At 71.7% G+C, this 17,898-nt stretch carries 17 protein-coding genes; 7 read left to right on the plus strand and 10 right to left on the minus strand.

Features of this window, described 5'->3' with window-relative positions; all coding sequences use genetic code 11:
- Positions 1-3 precede the first annotated feature (3 nt).
- From ABT369_RS31600 to ABT369_RS31630, 7 genes are all read right to left on the minus strand, one after another.
- Positions 4-993, minus strand: a complete 990-nt coding sequence (locus ABT369_RS31600) for an LLM class flavin-dependent oxidoreductase (protein ID WP_350617555.1) — start codon at positions 991-993, stop codon at positions 4-6.
- A complete protein-coding gene (locus ABT369_RS31605) occupies positions 990-2,423 on the minus strand; it encodes a class I adenylate-forming enzyme family protein (RefSeq protein ID WP_350617557.1) in 1,434 nt (477 codons plus the stop codon). The genes ABT369_RS31600 and ABT369_RS31605 overlap by 4 nt, the downstream gene beginning before the upstream one ends.
- An 82-nt stretch (positions 2,424-2,505) precedes the next feature.
- Entirely contained in the window at positions 2,506-3,474 is a 969-nt protein-coding gene (locus tag ABT369_RS31610) for an LLM class flavin-dependent oxidoreductase (protein ID WP_350617559.1), read from the minus strand.
- Entirely contained in the window at positions 3,471-4,553 is a 1,083-nt protein-coding gene (locus ABT369_RS31615) for an LLM class flavin-dependent oxidoreductase (RefSeq protein ID WP_350617561.1), read from the minus strand. Before ABT369_RS31615 ends, ABT369_RS31610 begins: the two co-directional genes overlap by 4 nt.
- Before the next feature lie 73 nt (positions 4,554-4,626).
- Positions 4,627-5,553, minus strand: coding sequence for an acyl-CoA dehydrogenase family protein (locus ABT369_RS31620; RefSeq protein WP_350617563.1), 927 nt, complete (start codon positions 5,551-5,553; stop codon positions 4,627-4,629).
- Between the two features lie 14 nt (positions 5,554-5,567).
- Positions 5,568-6,719 carry an acyl-CoA dehydrogenase family protein gene (locus tag ABT369_RS31625; RefSeq protein ID WP_350617565.1) on the minus strand — a complete coding sequence of 384 codons (1,152 nt, stop codon included), beginning with the start codon at positions 6,717-6,719 and terminating at the stop codon, positions 5,568-5,570.
- Positions 6,706-8,241: an AMP-binding protein gene (locus ABT369_RS31630; protein ID WP_350617567.1), complete on the minus strand. Its 1,536-nt coding sequence runs from the start codon at positions 8,239-8,241 to the stop codon at positions 6,706-6,708. Before ABT369_RS31630 ends, ABT369_RS31625 begins: the two co-directional genes overlap by 14 nt.
- Positions 8,242-8,327: 86 nt before the next feature.
- Between ABT369_RS31630 and ABT369_RS31635 the strand changes: the two genes are divergently transcribed.
- Positions 8,328-9,308 carry an MBL fold metallo-hydrolase gene (locus ABT369_RS31635; RefSeq protein ID WP_350617569.1) on the plus strand — a complete coding sequence of 327 codons (981 nt, stop codon included), beginning with the start codon at positions 8,328-8,330 and terminating at the stop codon, positions 9,306-9,308.
- A gap of 46 nt (positions 9,309-9,354) precedes the next feature.
- Positions 9,355-9,966: a hypothetical protein gene (locus tag ABT369_RS31640; protein ID WP_350617571.1), complete on the plus strand. Its 612-nt coding sequence runs from the start codon at positions 9,355-9,357 to the stop codon at positions 9,964-9,966.
- A gap of 1 nt (position 9,967) precedes the next feature.
- Here ABT369_RS31640 and ABT369_RS31645 read toward each other — a convergent pair whose 3' ends face one another.
- Together ABT369_RS31645 and ABT369_RS31650 are read right to left on the minus strand one after the other, a co-directional pair.
- The gene (locus ABT369_RS31645; protein ID WP_350617573.1) at positions 9,968-10,414 is read right to left on the minus strand and encodes a hypothetical protein; all 447 of its coding nucleotides are present in this window, start codon (positions 10,412-10,414) and stop codon (positions 9,968-9,970) included.
- 30 nt (positions 10,415-10,444) lie between these two features.
- Positions 10,445-11,134, minus strand: a complete 690-nt coding sequence (locus tag ABT369_RS31650) for a hypothetical protein (protein ID WP_350617575.1) — start codon at positions 11,132-11,134, stop codon at positions 10,445-10,447.
- Positions 11,135-11,386: 252 nt separating this feature from the next.
- Between ABT369_RS31650 and ABT369_RS31655 the strand changes: the two genes are divergently transcribed.
- Positions 11,387-11,773 carry a hypothetical protein gene (locus ABT369_RS31655; RefSeq protein ID WP_350617576.1) on the plus strand — a complete coding sequence of 129 codons (387 nt, stop codon included), beginning with the start codon at positions 11,387-11,389 and terminating at the stop codon, positions 11,771-11,773.
- A 394-nt stretch (positions 11,774-12,167) separates the two neighbouring features.
- Here ABT369_RS31655 and ABT369_RS31660 read toward each other — a convergent pair whose 3' ends face one another.
- Positions 12,168-12,782, minus strand: coding sequence for a hypothetical protein (locus ABT369_RS31660; protein WP_350617577.1), 615 nt, complete (start codon positions 12,780-12,782; stop codon positions 12,168-12,170).
- 369 nt (positions 12,783-13,151) lie between these two features.
- On the opposite strand from ABT369_RS31660, the gene ABT369_RS31665 reads away from it, so the two are divergent.
- From ABT369_RS31665 to ABT369_RS31680, 4 genes are all read left to right on the plus strand, one after another.
- The gene (locus ABT369_RS31665) at positions 13,152-14,000 is read left to right on the plus strand and encodes a hypothetical protein (RefSeq protein ID WP_350617578.1); all 849 of its coding nucleotides are present in this window, start codon (positions 13,152-13,154) and stop codon (positions 13,998-14,000) included.
- A gap of 207 nt (positions 14,001-14,207) precedes the next feature.
- Positions 14,208-15,527 carry a cytochrome P450 gene (locus tag ABT369_RS31670; protein ID WP_502891847.1) on the plus strand — a complete coding sequence of 440 codons (1,320 nt, stop codon included), beginning with the start codon at positions 14,208-14,210 and terminating at the stop codon, positions 15,525-15,527.
- 2 nt (positions 15,528-15,529) lie between these two features.
- Entirely contained in the window at positions 15,530-16,426 is an 897-nt protein-coding gene (locus ABT369_RS31675; RefSeq protein WP_502891843.1) for a terpene synthase family protein, read from the plus strand.
- The gene (locus tag ABT369_RS31680; protein ID WP_350617580.1) at positions 16,423-17,865 is read left to right on the plus strand and encodes a prenyltransferase/squalene oxidase repeat-containing protein; all 1,443 of its coding nucleotides are present in this window, start codon (positions 16,423-16,425) and stop codon (positions 17,863-17,865) included. The genes ABT369_RS31675 and ABT369_RS31680 overlap by 4 nt, the downstream gene beginning before the upstream one ends.
- Positions 17,866-17,898: the final 33 nt, after the last annotated feature.

A 17,898-nucleotide genomic window follows, 5' to 3' on the forward strand; every position in this document is an offset into this window, starting at 1 on the left:
TCCTTAGTGGTTGAAGGCGGGGAAGACTTCCTTGGCGAACAGGCGCAGCGACGCGCGCACCCGTTCGGCCGGCAGGCCCATCCAGCCGGGCCGGAAGATGAGGTGGTTGAAGCCGAGGTCGCGCAGGTAGCCGATGCGCTCGATGAGCATCTCCGGCGAGCCGAGCAGCAGCGTGTTGAGGACCAGCTCGTCGAAGCGGTCCCGCTGCCAGCGCAGGGCCGGGTACTCGGCGTAGGTGGCGTACTCGCTGCGGGCGTGCGGCAGGCCCTCGGCGACGGCCTGCTCGGTGGTCGGCGCGCAGTACAGTTCGACGCCGACAGGACGCTCGACGTTGACGGTGTCCTTGCCGTACTCGGCCAGGGCCGCGTCGTAGACGGCGATGTGCTCGGGCAGGAACTTCTTGCTCGGCGCGTTGCCGGGCGCGTACCAGGCGTCGCCGAGCCGGGCGGCCCGGCGCACGGCCCGCTTGCCGCCGGCCCCGACCCAGATGGGCGGGCCGCCGGGGGTGAGCGGGCGGATGCCGATGGAGGCGTCGCGCAGCGGGAAGTACTCGCCCTCGTGGGTGACGGGCTGGCCCGACCACAGGGCGCGGATCACCCGCAGGCTCTCGTCCATGCGCCGGAACCGGGTGTCGGGCTCGACCCCGAACGCGGCGAGCTCGTTCTCCCGGTAGCCGGCCCCGACGCCGAGGATGACCCGCCCGCCGGAGAGGTGGTCGAGGGTGGCGAACTCCTCGGCCACGTGCACCGGGTGGAACAGCGGCAGCAGCAGGATGCCGGTGCCGATCTGCATGGTGCCGGTGCGCGGGATGAGCGCGGCCATCATCGAGATCGGCTGCGGGGTGGCGAGGTTGGACTGGAAGTGGTTGATCGTCCAGACCGAGTCGTAGCCGAGTTCCGCGGCCAGCTCCACCGTGCCGAACAGCTCGCTGAGGTGCTTGCCGAGGTCCTCGTCGTGGGGGTACTGGTGCGAGGCCATGATGCCGAATTTCATGCCGTGGCCTCCTTGGTGCGGCTGACCTTGCCGGCCGCGCTGCGCTCCAGCGCGGGGACGAACTCGATGCGCCGCGGGGTCTTGAAGTGCGCGAGGCGGTCGCGGACGAAGGCGACCAGCCGCCCGGCGAGCTCGTCGTCGGAGACGGCGTCGTCGGCCTCGCGCACGACGAGCGCGACGGGGATCTCGCCGAGGCGCTCGTCGGGCCGGCCGAGCACGCGCACGTCGTGCACGAGCGGGTGCTCGCGCAGCTCGTCCTCGATCTCTTCCGGCCACACCTGGAACCCGCCGCACTTGATCATGTCGCGCTTGCGCCCGACGAGGAACAGCACGCCGTCGGCGTCCACGTACCCGGTGTCGCCGGTGTGCACCCACCCGTCACGGACCAGCTCCTGCGAGGCGGCGGCGTCGTCGACGTACCCCTTCGTGAGCTCCGAACGCACGACGACCTCGCCCTCCTCGCCGACCGGGAGCGCGGTGCCGTCGTCGGCCCGGATCTCCAGCTCGACGCCGGGGTAGACGCGGCCCGCGGAGCCGGGCTTCCACCGGCCCTCCTTCATGTCCCGCCCGGTCCAGCCGGCGATGTGCCCGGCCTCGGTGGAGCCGTAGTTGACCAGGATCGGCACCCGGTAGCGCTCCTCGAACGCCTTGCGCACCGGCCAGGAGATCGCCTGCCCCGCGACGAGCACCGACTTCACGCCCTCGAACGGCAGGTCGCGCTCGGCGTGCACGATGTCGAAGACCATCGTGGGCAGGAAGAAGAAGTTGTCGAACCGGAACCGCTCCATGAGCGTGGCGAGCCGGTCGATGCCGAAGCGCTCCCAGACGACGGCGGCGCGGCCGACGTGGAACGCGAACAGCAGCGAGTGCTGCCCGCCACTGTGGAACAGCGGCAGCGCGATGAGGTTCGGCCTGGCGTCGGGGGCGGCGGTGAGCTCGGCCTCGGTGCCGGTGGAGACCTTCGCCAGCCGGGCGAGGGAGGCGCGGGTGCCGCCGTGGGTGACGGAGACCGCCTTGGGCCGGCCGGTCGTGGTGCCGCCGGTGAACAGGATGCAGGCCTCGGCGTCGGGCTCCACGTCGGCCGCGGGGACGTCGGCCTCGCGGGTCCAGCCCAGCGTGCCGTCGGAGATCAGCAGGCGGGGGTTGGTCTTCGCGACGGACTCCGCGAGCTCGTCGGCGTTGTAGAGGCTGCTGATCGTCACCGGGACGGCGCCGAGCTTCCAGGCGCCGAAGAGGAAGAAGGCGATCTCCGGGCCGTTGGTGAGGTGGCAGGCAACCCGGTCGCCGGGGCCGACGCCGGCCTCGCGCAGGTCCTCGGCGACCCCGCCGGCGATGCGGTCGATCTGGGCGAACGTCCAGCTGCGGCCGTCCTCACCGTAGAGGCCGGTCCGGTCGCCGCGGCCTTCGACAAGGTGCGCGAGATTGCTCATGCCGACACCTCCGCAAGCTCCGGCGCCGGCATGAGGAAGCTGTGCATCTGATGAGCGGCCCCTCCGCTCCGCTCCGGACCGCTCATGAGCGCACCTGCGGGATGACCTCGGCGCCGAAGCGGGCGATCTGCTCCATGGTCTCCTCCTGGCCGGCGCCCACGAACTGCAGGCGCAGCGACACCTCGGTGATGCCGAGCTCGGACTCCCAGCGGCGCAGCTTCGCCACGATCTCGTCGGCGGCGCCGACCAGGCAGTCCTCGGCGATGTACCGGTCGACGTCGATGTTCTGGGCGTCGTCCCACGACTTGTAGCCCGCGTACTGGCGCTGCAGGTCCGGGCGGACCGCGGCGGCGGCCTGCTCGTAGGAGTCGCCGATGTACGCCTCCCGGCTCATGGGCTGCTCGACCGGCTTGCCGCCGCGCTCCTCGTGGTAGACGCCCAGGAGGCGCTTGAGCTCCTCGTCGTTGCCCTTCGGGCCGATCAGCCACGGGCAGTCGAGGCGGGCGGCGCGGCGGATGGCGGGCTCCGCGAACGCGCCGATCCACAGCGGAGGGCCGCCGGGCTGCACCGGGCGCAGCGCAAGCGAGGCGCCGGGCACCTCGCCCCAGGAGCCGGCGGCGTCGACGGTCTCGCCGTTCCAGAGCGCGCGCAGCAGCGGCACGTACTCGCGGATGCGGCGCAGGCGGTCGTCCCAGGCGACGCCGAACGCGGTCGTCTCGCGCTTGCGGTAGCCCGCGCCGATGCCGACCGTGAGCCGGCCGTTGCTGAGCACGTCGAGGCTGGCGAGGTCCTCGGCGAGGCCGATCGGGTTGTACAGCGGGGCGAGCAGGACGGCGAAGCCGATGCGGACGCGGGTGGTGGCGTGGGCGAGGTAGCCGGCCAGCGGGACGGGCTGCACGAACGCCGACTTCGCGAGGTAGTGGTGGCCGAGGTAGACGGCGTGGAAGCCGGCCGCCTCGGCCGCGGCGGCCTGAGCCATGACGTCGTCGATGCCGGCCGAGGGGTCGGCGGACGGGTCGAACTGGGCGCTCAGGAAGCAGCTGATCTTCACCCGACGACCGCCTCGGCGGCCGGCTTGACGGCGTCCTTGGCGCGGAAGTACGGGATGACCTTGGTGGCGAACTCCTCCATCGACTTGAGCGCGGCCTTGCGGTCCAGCGACGGGATGCGCAGCCAGCCGATGTAGTGGTTGACGCCGAGCTGCTCGCCGAGCATCTCGATGGTCTCGATGACCCGCTGGGCGGAGCCGAAGTTGCCGCCGTGGGTCAGCGTCTGCTCCAGGGTGAGCAGGTCGATGTTCTTGGCCACGGCCGCGTAGTACTTCTTCTCCTGCTCCATGGCCTCCTCGGAGCCGGGGATGACCTTGCCGACCGACTTGTAGTAGTTCAGCGCGGCCTGGGCGGCCTCCCGCAGGCCCTCGTCGCCGTCGCCGACCCAGACCTGCTGCATGAACGGCACGTCGTAGGCGGCGATGTCGAACCCGTTGTCGGCCATGGCCTGCCGGTAGAGGTCGTAGTTCTTCTGCATGATGCCCAACGGCGTGAAGTTCGGCGAGGTGATGATCGACTCGCCGACGGCACCGCGGTCGCGGAAGCTTTCCGGGGAGACCGTGCCCTGCAGGATCGGCGGGCCGCCCGGGGTGAACGGCCGCGGGTAGGTGGTGATGTTGTCGTAGGTGAAGAACTTGCCGTGGTACGAGAAGCCCTCCTGCGACAGCGCGAGGCGCAGGACCTCGAGGGTCTCCTGGTAGCGCTCCTTGGACTCGGCGAGCGGGATGCCGAAGCCGGCGAACTCCGAGGGCTGGTAGCCGCGGCCGACGCCGATCGAGACGCGGCCGCCGCTGAGCACGTCGAGCGCGGCGATGTCCTCGGCCAGGCGCAGGGGGTCGTGCAGCGGCAGCACCAGCACGGCGGTGCCGATGGTGATCCGCTTGGTGCGCTCGGCGACCGCCATGCCGAAGTGCACCGGGCTGCCGAGGATGCCGTACTTCGAGAAGTGGTGCTCCGCGAGCCACACGGAGTCGAAGCCGAGCTCGTCGGCCAGCCCGATCTCCTCGAGCGTCTCGCGCAGGACCTGGTGGTCGGACACGCCGTCGCCCACCGGGAACAGGTTCATGATGCCGAACTTCACGACGTCTCCCAAACTATTCCGACCAGCCGGTATGTTAGTGCCAAAAGTGCCTGACCTGCAAGATGTCGACGGTTTACCCGCGGCGGGACTGCACCCGGAGCTCGCCCGTGCGGCGCCGGTGCCACGACCCGCTGCCGCCCAGCGCGTCCAGGACGAAGGCGCGGCGGAGGTACAGATGCGGATCCGCCTCCATCGTGATGCCCATGCCGCCGTGGACCTGGATGCAGCGCTCGGCCGCGAAGACCGCCGCGTGCCCGGCCGCCGCCTTGGCCGCGTGCACCTGGATCGCGGCGTCGGAGCGCCCGTGCTCGACGGCCCAGGCCGCGTACAGCGTCAGGTCCCACGCCGCCTTGCGCGCCACGGCCGCCTCGGCGAGCTGAAACGCGACTCCCTGGAACGAGCCGATGATCCGCCCGAACTGACTGCGGGTGCGGGCCTGCGCGGCGGCGAGCTCGATCGCGCCCTGGGCCACCCCGCACAGCTGCGCCGCGAGGACCAGGACCGCCCGCTGTGTCGTCTCCGTCGGCACCGGGTCGAGCGCGACGCCGGACAACGGCACCGACGGGTCGAACGAGCGCCGCGGGGTGACCTCGGCGGCATCGACGAGGCGGTCCCCGGCCACAAAGCCGTCGGCCTGCTCGGCGTAGGCCGCGAAGGAGTCCAGCACCGGCGTGAGGACCCGGCGGCCCTCCAGCACGTCGGCGGGGAGTGTCCGGCTGGACAGCAGCTGGACGGCCGCCGCGTGGAACGGGAAGCGGCTCGGCACCAGCAGCTCGCCGAGGACCTCGACGGCGACCATGAGGTCGATGAGCCCGGAGCCGACGCCGCCGGCGGCCTCGGGGACGCCGAGCAGCCCGAAGTCGCTCAGCAGCGGCGCGTCGCAGGACGGGGCCCGCCACGGGCCGCTCAGCGCGTCGCGGGCGGTGAAGTCCGCGTCCTCCACGATGGCGCGGACGGTCTTGGCGATCTCCAGCTGTTCCTGGGTGAAGGTGGCTCGCATCGCACCGGCTCCGCTCAGCGTGAGCGGGGCAGGTCGAGGACCCGCTCCGCGAGGATGGACTTCTGGACTTCCTCGGTGCCGCCCTCGATCGTGTGGGCGCGCGAGCGCAGGTAGCGGCGCATCCGGGCGGCGGCGCCGTCGCCGTCGAGCAGCACCCCGCCCGCGTCGTCGAGCTGCACGGCCAGCCGGTTGGCCCGCTGGACGGTCGCGGCCCAGAGGCTCTTGAGCGCCGAGGTCTCCGGCCCGGGCACGCCCCCGGCCCGGCTCTCGCCGACCATGCGCATGGAGCCGATGCGCACCGCCTCGGCGTCGCACTGCAGCTGCCCGACGGTGTCGAGGAAGGCGGCGTCGCCGTCCATCCCGCGCTCGATGGCGAGGTCGACGATCCGGTCGACGGCCTGACGGGCCCACACCCACAGGTTCAGCGCCATGCTCCCCCGCTCGAAGGCCAGGGTGGTGAGCGCGACCTTCCAGCCGTTGCCGACGCCGCCGAGCACGTCCTCGTCGGGCACGAACACGTCGTCGAGGAACATCTCGTTGAACTCGGTGTCGCCGTTGATCATCACCAGGGACCGGACGGTGAACCGGTCCATCGGCGCCAGAAGGTAGGAGATGCCCTGGTGCTTCGGCGCGTCGGGGTCGGTGCGGGCCAGCAGCAGGCACTTGGACGCGTTGTGCGCGTTGGAGGTCCAGATCTTCGACCCGTTGACGAGCCAGCCGCCGTCGACCTTGCGCGCGGCGGTGCGCAGGCTGGCCAGGTCCGAGCCGGACTCCGGCTCGCTGAAGCCCTGGCACCAGTACGTCTCCCCGGAGAGGATCGCCGGCAGGTGCCGGGCCTGCTGCTCGGGCGTCCCGTGCGCGATGATCGTGGGGCCGGCGAGCATCATGCCGACGCCGTTGAGCGGGTACGGCGCCCCGCGGACCGCGGCCTCCTCGTTGAAGATGGCCTGCGCGAGCGCGTCCATCCCGCGCCCGCCGTGCTCGACCGGCCACGACAGCCCGGCCCAGCCGGCCGCGCACAGCCGGTCCTGCCAGACCCGCGACCACGACTCGCGCTCGTCCTGGCTCAGCTCCTCCTGGTCGGGCACGTCCGCGAGCGCCCCGTCGAGCCAGGCCCCGACCTCGCGCCGGAACGCGAGATCGGCGTCGCTGTCATCGAAGTCCATGCGATACCTCCAGCCGTGCCTTGTAGAGCTTGCCGTTGGGGTCCCGGGGCAGGGCGGGGCTCACGACGTACGACACCGGCCGCTTCGGCTTGGCCAGCCGCTGCTCCAGGTGCGCCCGCAGGCCCGCCACCGCCTCGTCCGGCCCCGGCGCGCCCTCGCGCAGCACGATGTGGGCCTGCGGGACCTCGCCGAACTCGGGGTCGGGCGCGCCGATGACGGCCGCGTCCGCGACCCACTCGTGCGCGACCAGCTCGGCCTCGATCTCAGCGGGGTATACGTTCACGCCGCCGACAAGGATCAGCTCCGCGGCCCGGCCGGTGATGTAGAGGAAGCCGTCGGCGTCGACGTGGCCGACGTCCCAGACGGTCATGAGCCCGTCGCGGCGGGCGCCGTCGGTCTTGCCGGGGTCGTTGTGGTACTCGACCCGGTCCTCGCCCTGGCGCATGTAGACGATCCCGGTCTCGCCCACCGCCACCTCGTGCCCCTCGGCGTCGAGGATGCGCAGCGTGGAGATCGAGGCCGGGCGCCCGACGGTGCCGGGGTGGGCGAGCCACTCGTGCGGCCGCGCGATCGTGGTGCCGACCTCGGTGGAGCCGTAGTACTCGTACACGACCGGACCGAACCAGTCCATGATGCGCTGCTTGATCTCCCGCGGGCACGGCGCGGCACCGTGCAGGACGTACCGCAGGGACGAGATGTCGTACTGCTCCCGCACCTGCGGGGGCAGCTGCAGCAGCCGGTAGAAGTGCGTCGGCACCATGCTCGTGCCGGTCACGCGCTGCTGCTCGACGCGGCCCAGGAAGCCCTCCGCGGTCCAGCCGTCCATCAGCACCATCGTGCCGCCGGCGTGCAGCGCGCCCATCGCCGGCGTGATGTTGGCCGAGTGGTACAGCGGCGCCGACACCAGCCAGCTCCCGAACGCGGGCCGCTGCATGCCGAACTCCTTGAACAGCCACACATAGGTCAGCGCGCCCGTGTCGGCGTCGATCCCGCTCAGGGGCCGCTTGACGCCCTTCGGCCTTCCCGTGGTGCCGGAGGTGTACATCATGAGCGAGCCCGCCGGCGTCTCGTCCGGACTGGTCTCGGGCATCCCCGCGGTGAGGTCTCGCATCGGCGCGGCGCCGTGCTTCGGCTCGCCGTCCACATAGACGCGCACGCCCGGCCCGGCGGCCGCCGTGGCTATCGCCTCGACCCGCTCCGAGGCCACCACGACCTTGGCCCCGCTGTCGCGCACGATGTACTCGACCTCGGGCTCGGTCAGGTGGTAGTTCAGCGTCACCAGGTACAGGCCGGACTGCATCGCGGCGAGGTACAGCGCGACCATCCCCGGGCTGTTGGTCATCACGGCCGCGACGGTGTCGCCCACCTCGAGCCCATCGCGCGTGCGCAGCCCGTGCGAGATGCGGTTCACCTCGGCGAAGAGCTCGCCGTAGGTGATCCGCCGATCGTCGGCGGCCACGATCGCGCACAGGTCCGGCTCGGCGGCGGCCCAGAGCCGGAAGCCCGTCCGCTCGTCGCTCATCGTCCGTCCTCCTGCACTTGCGGTTGCTTGAGTTTGATTCCGACCATCCGGTATGTTGGCGCCAACAGTAAGGGAGCGCTCCGACGATGTCCATACCCGCGATCGAGGCGCACGAGGCGAGCTACCGCGCCCGTGAGGTGCCGGAACCCGCCCAGGTCGTCCCCGGTGTCTGGGCCGTGCCGATCCCGCTCAACGGCCACGCCCTGCGCTCGATCACGGTCTTCCTCGCCGAGACCCGCGACGGCCCGGTGCTCATCGACGCCGGCTACGCCCACTCCTCGTGCTGGGCCGCGTTCCAGGCCTCGCTGGCCGTCATCGGCCACCGCATCGAGACCATCCGCGCCGTGCTGCTGACCCACAACCACCCCGACCACGTGGGCTTCGCCGACCGCGTGCGGGCCGCGTCCGGTGCCACCGTCGCCATGGGCCGGGCCGACGACTTCGCCACGGTCCGGGCGGCCCGCGGCGGCTTCCTCGACCAGCTGCGCCGCTCCCTGGACCTGACCGGCGCCCCGGCGTCGGTGACGGACACGATGTACACCGAGGCCCTGGACGTCGCCAAGCACCACGAGTCCCTGTCGCTGGACGTCCTGCTCTCCCAGGAGCAGGAGCTCGACTTCGGCGACGTGACGATCCGCGCCGTCCCGTCCCCCGGCCACACCTACGGCCACACGGTGTTCCTGGACTCCCGCGGCGTCCTCTTCACCGGCGACACCATGATGGCCGAGGGCCCGACCCAGCTGGCGATCGTGAGCAGACCCGCCGACGACCCGGCCGGCGACCTCCTGTCGACCCTGGACCACATCGCCGGCCTCGGCGCGAGCATCGCCTGCCCGGCGCACCAGTTCCCCTACGAGCACGTGGCCACGCGCGCGGCCGAGCTGCGAGCCTTCCACGCGGCCGAGGTCGACCAGGTGCGCGCCCTGGCCGAGGAGGGCGCGACGGCCTGGACGATCGCGCCGCAGCTGACGTGGAAGAAGCCGTGGGAGCAGCTCGGCCCGGGCACGCGGCGCTTCGCGCTCATGCACACCCTCGCCCTGCTCCGCCACGTCGAGCGAGCCCGCTAGCGGCCTGCAGTATGGGGGGATGGCGTCGATCGGTACGGCACGGCGGATGACCGCGGACTGGCAGAGCATCTTCCCGAGCTTCGACGTGTACCGCCCGCGGTGGCTGCTCCGCCGGATCGGCCCGGTGATGCAGGGCATCCTGCTCGAACGGACCCGCTCAGCCGATAGGTACCGGCCCACGTCGCACATACACGCGCTGACCCGGCCGTTCCCCACCCTGACGCTGATGCTGTTGCAGTGCGGGACCGACATCCGGCACGCACGCCATGAGCAGGAGTTCCGCGACGTGGCGGCGCAGCTGGAACGGCAGACCGTGCTGCCACTGCGGGAGCCGCCGACGATCCCGCAGATCGTCGACGCCTGTCACGCATTCGCCCGCGCCGAGCGCGAGCGGGGATGCCCGCCGGCGGTGTACCCGGTCGAGGACAGTGTGCTGATCGCCGCCGCGAGCGGTGAACGCGCGCTGGCCGACGCGGGCCTGCGGCTGGCGGAGGAACTCGTCGCGGTCTGGCCGAAGTGGGGGCTGCCGCTCGACTGGCCGGGCAGTGACGCCTGGCTGCAGAGCCTCCGTGAAAGGGCAGCCAACGTGGATCTGCTGGACGCGTTGATCGCGGGTCAGGTCGCCCAGCACAAGCTCGGCAGTATCCGCGCGGTTTAGCTCATCGACGGCCTGGTGGAAGCGGCCCCCGGCTGAGCAGCAATCGGACCAACGCCGCCGCGTCCGCGACCGCGGTCAACGCACGGGGGGCCACCGTCGCGGCGTCGTGCCACAGCGGCTCGCAGAGGTCGTCGGCCGGGCGAGCCGGCCACGGATAGGCGACCTCGCCGGCGGTGTGCACCGCCCTGAGCTGGAAGGTGACGCCGAGGGATTCGCAGGGACCATTGAGGTGCTCCGGCGGATACGTGACCTCGCAGATCAGCTCCGCCGCCGGGGTGTCGACCCGGGTACGCCGCTCCTTGTCGAAGACGGAGTCGGCGCGGCGGCGCACCTCGATCTGCCGCCGTAACAGGTCGAGACGGGCGCACACCGAACCGCGCGCGGTGTAACCCGGGCCGAGGTGACCGGCGATCGCCTTGGCGACCTTCGGCGCCGTCCAGCCCGCCACGCTTCACCCCTTTGACCGGCTCTGCACATCTTAGGCGGTTTGCGGCTTGTGTGTCTGCCGCGTAGTGGTGAGGCTGACGCGGCGACCAGTCCGCCAGTACGTGTGCCGCAGGTCAAAGCAAAAGGCAACAAGCCTTGTCTTTCCCTCCCTGAAAATTTGAAGTTCGTCGCTCTTCGGGTTCCGCCTGCTGCGGATCGTCAGCGAGACGTCGAGGAAGCTTCCGATCCGCGTCCTGGACGAGCCCGACCTCGCCGCGGACACACCATTCGTCGGCGACGTCACGTGCTGGCTCGAAGCGCTCGACCGGCACGGTGTGGACGCCCTCGATGGAGCATGCTGAATCCGGTAGGTCAGTCGCGGCAGTACGAGAGGCGCGGCGAGCAGGGTGTGCTGGCCGAACGCCGTGTTCCACGCGGTGCCGTCGGCGGTGGTGACCTCGACCGTGGTGCCGCCGACGAACCGCGCGGAGGCGAAGGTGCGCTCCGGTGCGGCGTCATGGTCGAACGGCACGACAAAGCAGGCTAGGTCCTGACCTGCCTCGCGGCTGCGCAAACCCTCCCGCGAACGGACCCGCACGATGTCAGCGCCCAGCCCGATCGAGCTGAACTGCAGTCGCACCAGCTCGAACCGCCCGCCGGGCGCGACGCCCAGGACGGTGACGCTCCTGGGATCAGCACCGAACGAATCCGCCCCGGCGGTGAACCGCGCCCCTCCGCGCACATGGCGAGGGCGAGCACGACCGCGATCCCGGCCGAGATGCCTCGCGCGATCCGATTGCGCAGCACGAGCCACGCCGCGGCGCCGAGCAGCAGCGGCGCGACGACGAGCGCTGTCAGCACGGCCCCGGGGCGCCCACACGGCATGAGGTGGACGTAGCGCTTCGGGTTGTTCCCAGCGGCGATCGCGCCCGCAACGGCCAGTGCCGCCACAACGCCCAGCGCTGACGCCAGGAGCCACCGCCCCCGTGCGCTCATGCCCGCCCCTGATGCGGATGAGGTTGTCAGGGCGCCGATCGTAACTCGCATCGAGCAACTCCGGTGCCACGTGCTGCCGGGCCGGCCGGCGTCGATGGCCTCGGACGTGGCGGCGGTGAACCAGGCTTCGGGTTTGCGCATGATGTGCAGCACGGTGGCAAGGACGGTTCCGGCCGGCATCGGCTCCGTCACCGCCGCTTCTTCCCACGCTCGCGGCAGCCGCCAGGTCAAAGCAAAGAGCAAAAGCGACAAGCCTGGAATTTCCAAAGGGGGAAAAACAATAGGCCTGGCGGCCGCCGAGGCGTTCCCGATCCCGGGGTGTTGCCGTGGTCGGCCACCGTCGGCGTTGAAAAGCATCCTGAACAGCGGCATTGGCGAGCGTTGAGCGCGCGGTTCGCAGCCGACATCGGCGCGGACTTCCGGCCGACGCCCGAGAGCTGCGGGCCGACGTTGTCTCCGCGGCCCTGCTCTTCAACCCCGACGGTGGCCGACCACGGCAACACCCCGGGATCAGGAACCCTTCGAATCCGTCCGGCCCATTGCTTTTCCTCTCCTGAAAATTTGAAGTTCTCGCTCTTCGGTTTTCGCTTGTGTCCGCAAACGTGTGCTGGCTTGTCCGCAGTCATGGAGCTATTCCGCGCAAGGTGATGGTGACGTTCGGTAGTTGATGGTGTGACGGCGTCCGACACGCCGAAGTCGCGAGAGCACGCACAACGGCTCGCCAGACGATCCGCCGTCATCAGAGACAACCTTGGTGCGATGCCTGAACTTGTGCCAAGTCATCGGCTTTCTGGGCTCTCGGTCGGCCATACCGCTTCCAGGCCGTGGTCGGTGGCGTAGAGCAGGTATGGCCGCAACTCGGGGGCGCATTCCAGGTCGCGGCGCAGTGCGTACAGATGAGCTGACCTCACCGCCAGGAACGGCTGGGCGGCGAGCAGGCCCCTGAGATCCCCGAACCGCCAATCCACACCCAGCAGCTTCCTTGCCCGTACCAGCAGCTGAACTCCATCGGCCGGAATCCCGCCCACATAGACGTCGGCGGTCGGCGGCAGGTCTGGCTCCGGGTCGGCCGGCAGAGCGAAACCGGAACGCAGCCACACCTCGAACACGGGGGCAGCGACATCGAGGTCGGCTTCGCCGAGACCGCCCAGGTCGGCCCGAAACACCGGGCCGCCGCCGTCGTCGCACCTGAGGAAGAATCCCCGATCGCCTTCTTGGCCGATCATGAGGTAGCCCGTGAGCCACTCGCCGATTTCGTAGGTCGTGTTGCGCTCCGGCAGGGATTCCAGGCAGAACATGACCACACCATCGGCGACGACGTCGTCGGTGACCGACGCCAACCATCGCTGGTAGGCGGCATCCGTCCGGGAAATGAGCTGCTCGACCATCTCCACCGCCGGCTCCTGCCTGTCGTCACCCGGCCGGCCCCAACCCGACACCCCGGAAGCCAACACCGTAGCCCGACCCGCACCGCAGGAGTCATCATCAAGGCCAAGCCCCGTCCACTGCAGGAGGGTCCAGGGCACGTCCGGGAGCGCCGACCGCCCCGCCGAACTGCCGAGAAGCGCGCACGTGGCACGTCGCTCGTCGGCTAGTTTGATCGGGTGGCGGAGCCGAGGGTGATGTATGAGCCGGTGCTGAGCGGCGAGCCCAAGGCAGCATCTTCTATCAGGCCGGCGCGTTCCGAGTGAGGCCGAGGCGCAGAAGGGCAACTGCCAGGAGACGGCCGTCAACATCGTGCCCGTCTACGACACGGCTGAAGCGTGGCTGAGCGACCGGTAGCGAGCAGCATCGCCCTGATCGCCTGCTTCGAGGAGGACGACGGCAACGGTGTGCTGGCCGCCGCGGCTGGCCTGTCCGACGACGCACGAGCGGCAACCTGGCAGGCGCTACGAGTGCGGCTGTGCGCAGTGCCCGACTCCGAGCAGCGGCAGGGTCTGACCGGCCAAGCCTGGAGCGAACGCGTCCGGACGTGGGCGCTCCTGGCCCTGGCCGTCGGCCCGGTCGACGTCGTGAAGCGGGTGGGCTCGTACGTGTACCTGCATCCCCCGGTGACCGATGTCGAACGAGTGCTGGCCTCGCGATCGCGCGAGTGGCGCCAGGCGTTCACGGAGGCCACCCTGCGCGCCGAGGCCGGCGAGACCGAGGTCGGGCTGTTTGGCCCCCTGTGGTGGGACCTCTGGCGAAGGTTCCGCGAACTGGCCGGGGCGTTGCAGCCGGACGACACATCGCCGGGCTATCTCGTTCTGATGGTCAGGGGCCTGCTGTTCAGCGGCTCCATCGTCGACGCCGTCGGCGCGGATCTCCAGCTGACCGAGCGGTCGATCTGGTTCCTCTTCGAGCCTGCGGCCGGGGTGCAGAAGGCGTTGCTGGGAGCCGAGCGGTACTGGAACCCAGCCAACACCTGGCGGGTCGCGCTGGTCCGGCTGGCGCTGGCCGGCGTCCTCGACCGTCAGCGGCTCGCCGACGCGGCCACGGCCGCCGCCGGCGACGGGCGGATGGGCCGTAACCACCGCAGCTGGTACCGCCGAATTCCGCAGCTGCTGGCCGACCCGCGCCTGCTTCCGCGGGAGGCCGGCCACGGTCCTCCCCCGCCCGGCAACCAGCTGTGAATGTTTCCGTTGTGCGCAGCCATCTGCCACAAGTTACAAAACCGGTAAATATTCACATGGATCGCAGACTTGGCGACCTCCCGTGACATGATCCTGCAGGTTCCACGATGCATGTTGCGAGTCGGGCCGGGCGCCGCGATGCCCGGCCGCTGGGGGTGTTCGGTGTCCGCAGTCCAGGAGGCCTCGCATAAGGCCGCCGTCGTCCCGATGCACCGAGCGGTGCGCGGGCTCGCCCGCAATCCCCTCGACGCCCTGGTGGGCTTCGCCGAGGCGGCCGGCGGTGACGTGGTCCGGGTCAATCTCGGCGCGTTCCGGCCCTACCTCGTGTCGAACCCGGCCCACGTGCAGCACGTGCTGCGCGACAACGCCGCGAACTACCTGCGCGACGGCAAGGGCATGCTGTGGCGGCCGGTGAAGCGGCTCTTCGGCGAGGGCATCCTCGCCGAGGGGCAGGTGTGGGCGGCCAGCCGGAACACGCTGCAGCCGCTGTTCACCGCCAAGCGCGTCGACGCCCTCGTCGACGGCCTGGCCGCGTCGATCGAGGCGTCGGTCGAGCGCCTCGACGAGCCCGCCCGCCAAGGCCGGCCGATCGACCTCGGCGCCGAGCTGTCCGAGATCGTGTGCGCCGCCATCATGCGGGTGCTCTTCGCCGACAAGGTCAGCGTGGCCGAGGCGCTGCGGATCGTCAGCGCGCAGAACACCATCGCCACCGCGATCGTGTACCGGCTGCTCGTGCCCTTCGTGCCGAACGCGATCCCGATGCCGGGCGACCGGCCGTTCCAGACCGCGGTGCAGCAGATCGACGACGTGCTGCTGCCGATCGTGCGGGCGGCCCGCGAGCACGGCGACGACGGCGACGACATCATCGCCACGCTGAGCCGGGCCGTCGACGCCGCCGGGCGGCCGATCGACGAGCGGCAGGCCCGCAACGACACCGTCGCCATGTTCGCCACCACGACCGAGACGACGTTCGGCGTGCTCACCTGGCTGTGGCCCATCCTGCAGGCCCACCCGCGGGTCGCCGAGCGGCTCTACGACGAGGTCGACCGGGTCGTGGGCGACGGGCCGGTCCGCCGCGAGCACCTGGCCGAGCTGACGTACCTGCGGATGGTCCTCGAGGAGCTGCTGCGGCTGTACCCGGTCGGCTGGCTGATCCCGCGCGTCGCGGCCGGGGCGGACGTCATCGGCGGGACCCGGATTCCCGCCGGTGCCGACATCCTCATCAGCCCGTACATCACGCAGCGGATGTCGGCGTTCTGGGACCGGCCGGCGCAGTTCGACCCGGAGCGGTTCGCCTCGCCGCGCGCCGAGCGACGCCACCGCTACGCCCACTACCCGTTCGGCGGCGGCCCGCACCAGTGCCTCGGGCAGTACCTGTTCTACCTGGAGTCGCAGCTCATCGTCGCCGCGATGCTGCGCCGGTTCCGGTTCGAGCTCACGAATCCGGTGATCCCCGAGCCGCAGGTGGCGGCGTCGCTGCGGCCGAAGACCGCGGTCGAGCTGACGCTCCTGCCCCGCACCCGCTGACCGTGCCGGCCATCGACACCCCGGCGGGGCTCACCGGCGAGCTGACCGCGGCGGCCGAACAGGGCCGCATCTGCGCTCTGGCCGCCGGGGGCCAGCGGGACCTGCAGGCCGTCGCCGCGGCCTACCCGGAGCTGTTCCCGGCCAAGCCGTTCGATCCGGCGGTGTTCGGCACCGTCGCCCTGGCGACCGCGTTCGGGGCGCCCTGGTGCACCCGGGAGCAGTTGCGGATCGCGAACCTGACCGCGCTGTGGGTCTTCGCCGTGGACTGGCGCATCGACTACCTCGCCCGCGAGGCGGCCGACGTCGACGGCGTCGTCGAGCGCTGCCTGGCGACCGCGGACGGCGCGGCGCCCGGCGACGACGACGCACTGGCGCGCATGCTCGCCGCGGTGCGCGACGAGCTCGCGGCCGGTCCGGCGTTCGCCGCGCACCGGGCGGCCTGGCGCGAGGAGTTGCGCCGGATGCTCGCGGCCATGCGGCGCGAGTGGCACTGGAAGACGTCCGGCGCGCGCCCGGGGCTCGAGGAGTACCTCGACAACGCCGACAACTTCGGCTCGTCCTGGGTCAACGTCTCGCACTGGCTGTCCGGTGCCACCGCGGGCGCACTCACCGCCCTGCCCCGGCTCACCGAGGCCGGGCGGCTGGTCCAGCGGGTGCTCCGGCTCGCCAACGACCTCGCGACCTACGAGCGCGACGTGGAGTGGGGCGATCTCAACGCGCTGCTGCTCGGCGCCGGCCGCGACGAGGTCACCGGGCGCATCGGCGTGCTGGCGCGCGAGGCCCTCACCGCGGCGGAGGCGCTCACCGCCGCCTGCCCGCGGGAGGCGGTGTACCTCAGCCGCCAGATCGGGTTCAGCACCGGCTTCTACCGGCTGACCGACTTCTGGGGCGAACGGTGACCGCCGAGCGCACGATCACCTCGCCGGCAGCCGACGGCGGCCTCGGCCGGCAGGTCGATGCCCTCCTCGCCGGCCTCGTCGCCGAACCCTGGGGGCAGGTGACCGCCTCGGTCTACGAGACCGCGCGGCTGGCCGCCCTGGCACCGTGGCTGCCCGGCCACGCGGAGCGGCTGCGGTGGCTGCGGGCCGGGCAGCGCGCCGACGGGGGCTGGGGGCCGCCCGGCGGCTACGCGGTGGTGCCGACGCTCAGCGCGACCGACGCGCTGCTGGCCGCGGGCGGCGGCGGGGCGGCGCAACGCGGGCTCGCGTTCCTGGGCCGGCTCATGCACGGGGCGCGGCCCATCCCCGACACGCCCGCCGCCGACCTCATCGTCCCGGCGCTCGTCGAGCGGATCGCCGAGCGGACCGGCACCCGGCTGCCGCTGCCGGCCGGGGTCGACGGTGCCCGGCTGGCCGCACTGCGCCGTCGCTTCGGGACGGGTGCGACGGTACCGCCGAAGCTCCTGCACGCCCTGGAGGTCCTCGGCGACGCGGCCCGCGGCGCGCCCGGCGTCCGCCCGGCCGGGCCCGGGACCATCGGCGCATCGCCCGCCGCGACCGCCGCCTGGCTCGGCGAACGGCCCGCGGCCCCCGATCCGTACCTGGCCGCGGCCGCCCGCACCCACGGCGGCCCGGTGCCGTGCGCCACGCCCATCACCGTGTTCGAGCGGGCCTGGGTGCTCGGGGGCCTGGCCCGGGCCGGCGTCGGGTTCGCCGCGCCGCCCGGCCTGGTCGCGAGCCTGACCGCCGACTGGGGACCGGACGGCACCGCCGCCGGGCCCGGGCTGCCGGCCGACGCCGACACCACCGCGGTCGTGCTCTTCGCGCTGGCCGAGCTGGGTCACGACGCCGATCCCGGCGTGTTACAGCGATATGACGTCGGTGAATTCTTCTGTACCTGGCCCGGCGAAGACGGATTCTCGGTCACCACAAATGCCCATGTGCTGGACGCATTCGGCATATTTGACCGCCGCGACATCGCCGAGCGGATATCCCAATGGCTGTGCCTGCGCCAGGAGCCCGACGGCTCTTGGCGCGACCGGTGGCACGCCTCGCCCTACTATGCGACCGCCTGCTGCGTGCTCGCCCTGAGCCGCTTCGGCCGCGGGCCGGCGGTGTCCGCCGCGGTGGCCCGCGCCGCCCGCTGGGCGGCCGCGACCCAGCGCCCCGACGGCTCGTGGGGCCGCTGGCAGGGCACCCCCGAGGAGACCGCCTACGCGGTTCACGTGCTGCTCGCGGCCGGTGCCGGCACCGATCTGGACCGCGCCGGGCGCTACCTGGCCGGGGAGCACCCGCCCGACCTGCCGATGTGGCACGACAAGGACCTGTACGCGCCCCACGCGATCGTGCGCGGCGCGGTGCTCGCCGCGCGGCATTTGCTCAACCACCGCCGGAATTGACCGCACCGGATTTGAGAATCCCGGCAGGAAGTT

Origin of the sequence: Dactylosporangium sp. NPDC000244 (assembly GCF_040300725.1) — a bacterium.
Lineage (GTDB): Bacteria > Actinomycetota > Actinomycetes > Mycobacteriales > Micromonosporaceae > Dactylosporangium.

Coding starts and splice junctions, on each gene's coding strand:
- ABT369_RS31600 (WP_350617555.1), bottom strand. CDS start 993: ATGAAATTCGGCATCATGGCCTCGCACCAGTACCCCCACGACGAGGAC.
- ABT369_RS31605 (WP_350617557.1), bottom strand. CDS start 2,423: ATGAGCAATCTCGCGCACCTTGTCGAAGGCCGCGGCGACCGGACCGGC.
- ABT369_RS31620 (WP_350617563.1), bottom strand. CDS start 5,553: ATGCGAGCCACCTTCACCCAGGAACAGCTGGAGATCGCCAAGACCGTC.
- ABT369_RS31625 (WP_350617565.1), bottom strand. CDS start 6,719: ATGGACTTCGATGACAGCGACGCCGATCTCGCGTTCCGGCGCGAGGTC.
- ABT369_RS31630 (WP_350617567.1), bottom strand. CDS start 8,241: ATGAGCGACGAGCGGACGGGCTTCCGGCTCTGGGCCGCCGCCGAGCCG.
- ABT369_RS31635 (WP_350617569.1), top strand. CDS start 8,328: ATGTCCATACCCGCGATCGAGGCGCACGAGGCGAGCTACCGCGCCCGT.
- ABT369_RS31640 (WP_350617571.1), top strand. CDS start 9,355: ATGACCGCGGACTGGCAGAGCATCTTCCCGAGCTTCGACGTGTACCGC.
- ABT369_RS31655 (WP_350617576.1), top strand. CDS start 11,387: ATGCCCGCCCCTGATGCGGATGAGGTTGTCAGGGCGCCGATCGTAACT.
- ABT369_RS31670 (WP_502891847.1), top strand. CDS start 14,208: ATGCACCGAGCGGTGCGCGGGCTCGCCCGCAATCCCCTCGACGCCCTG.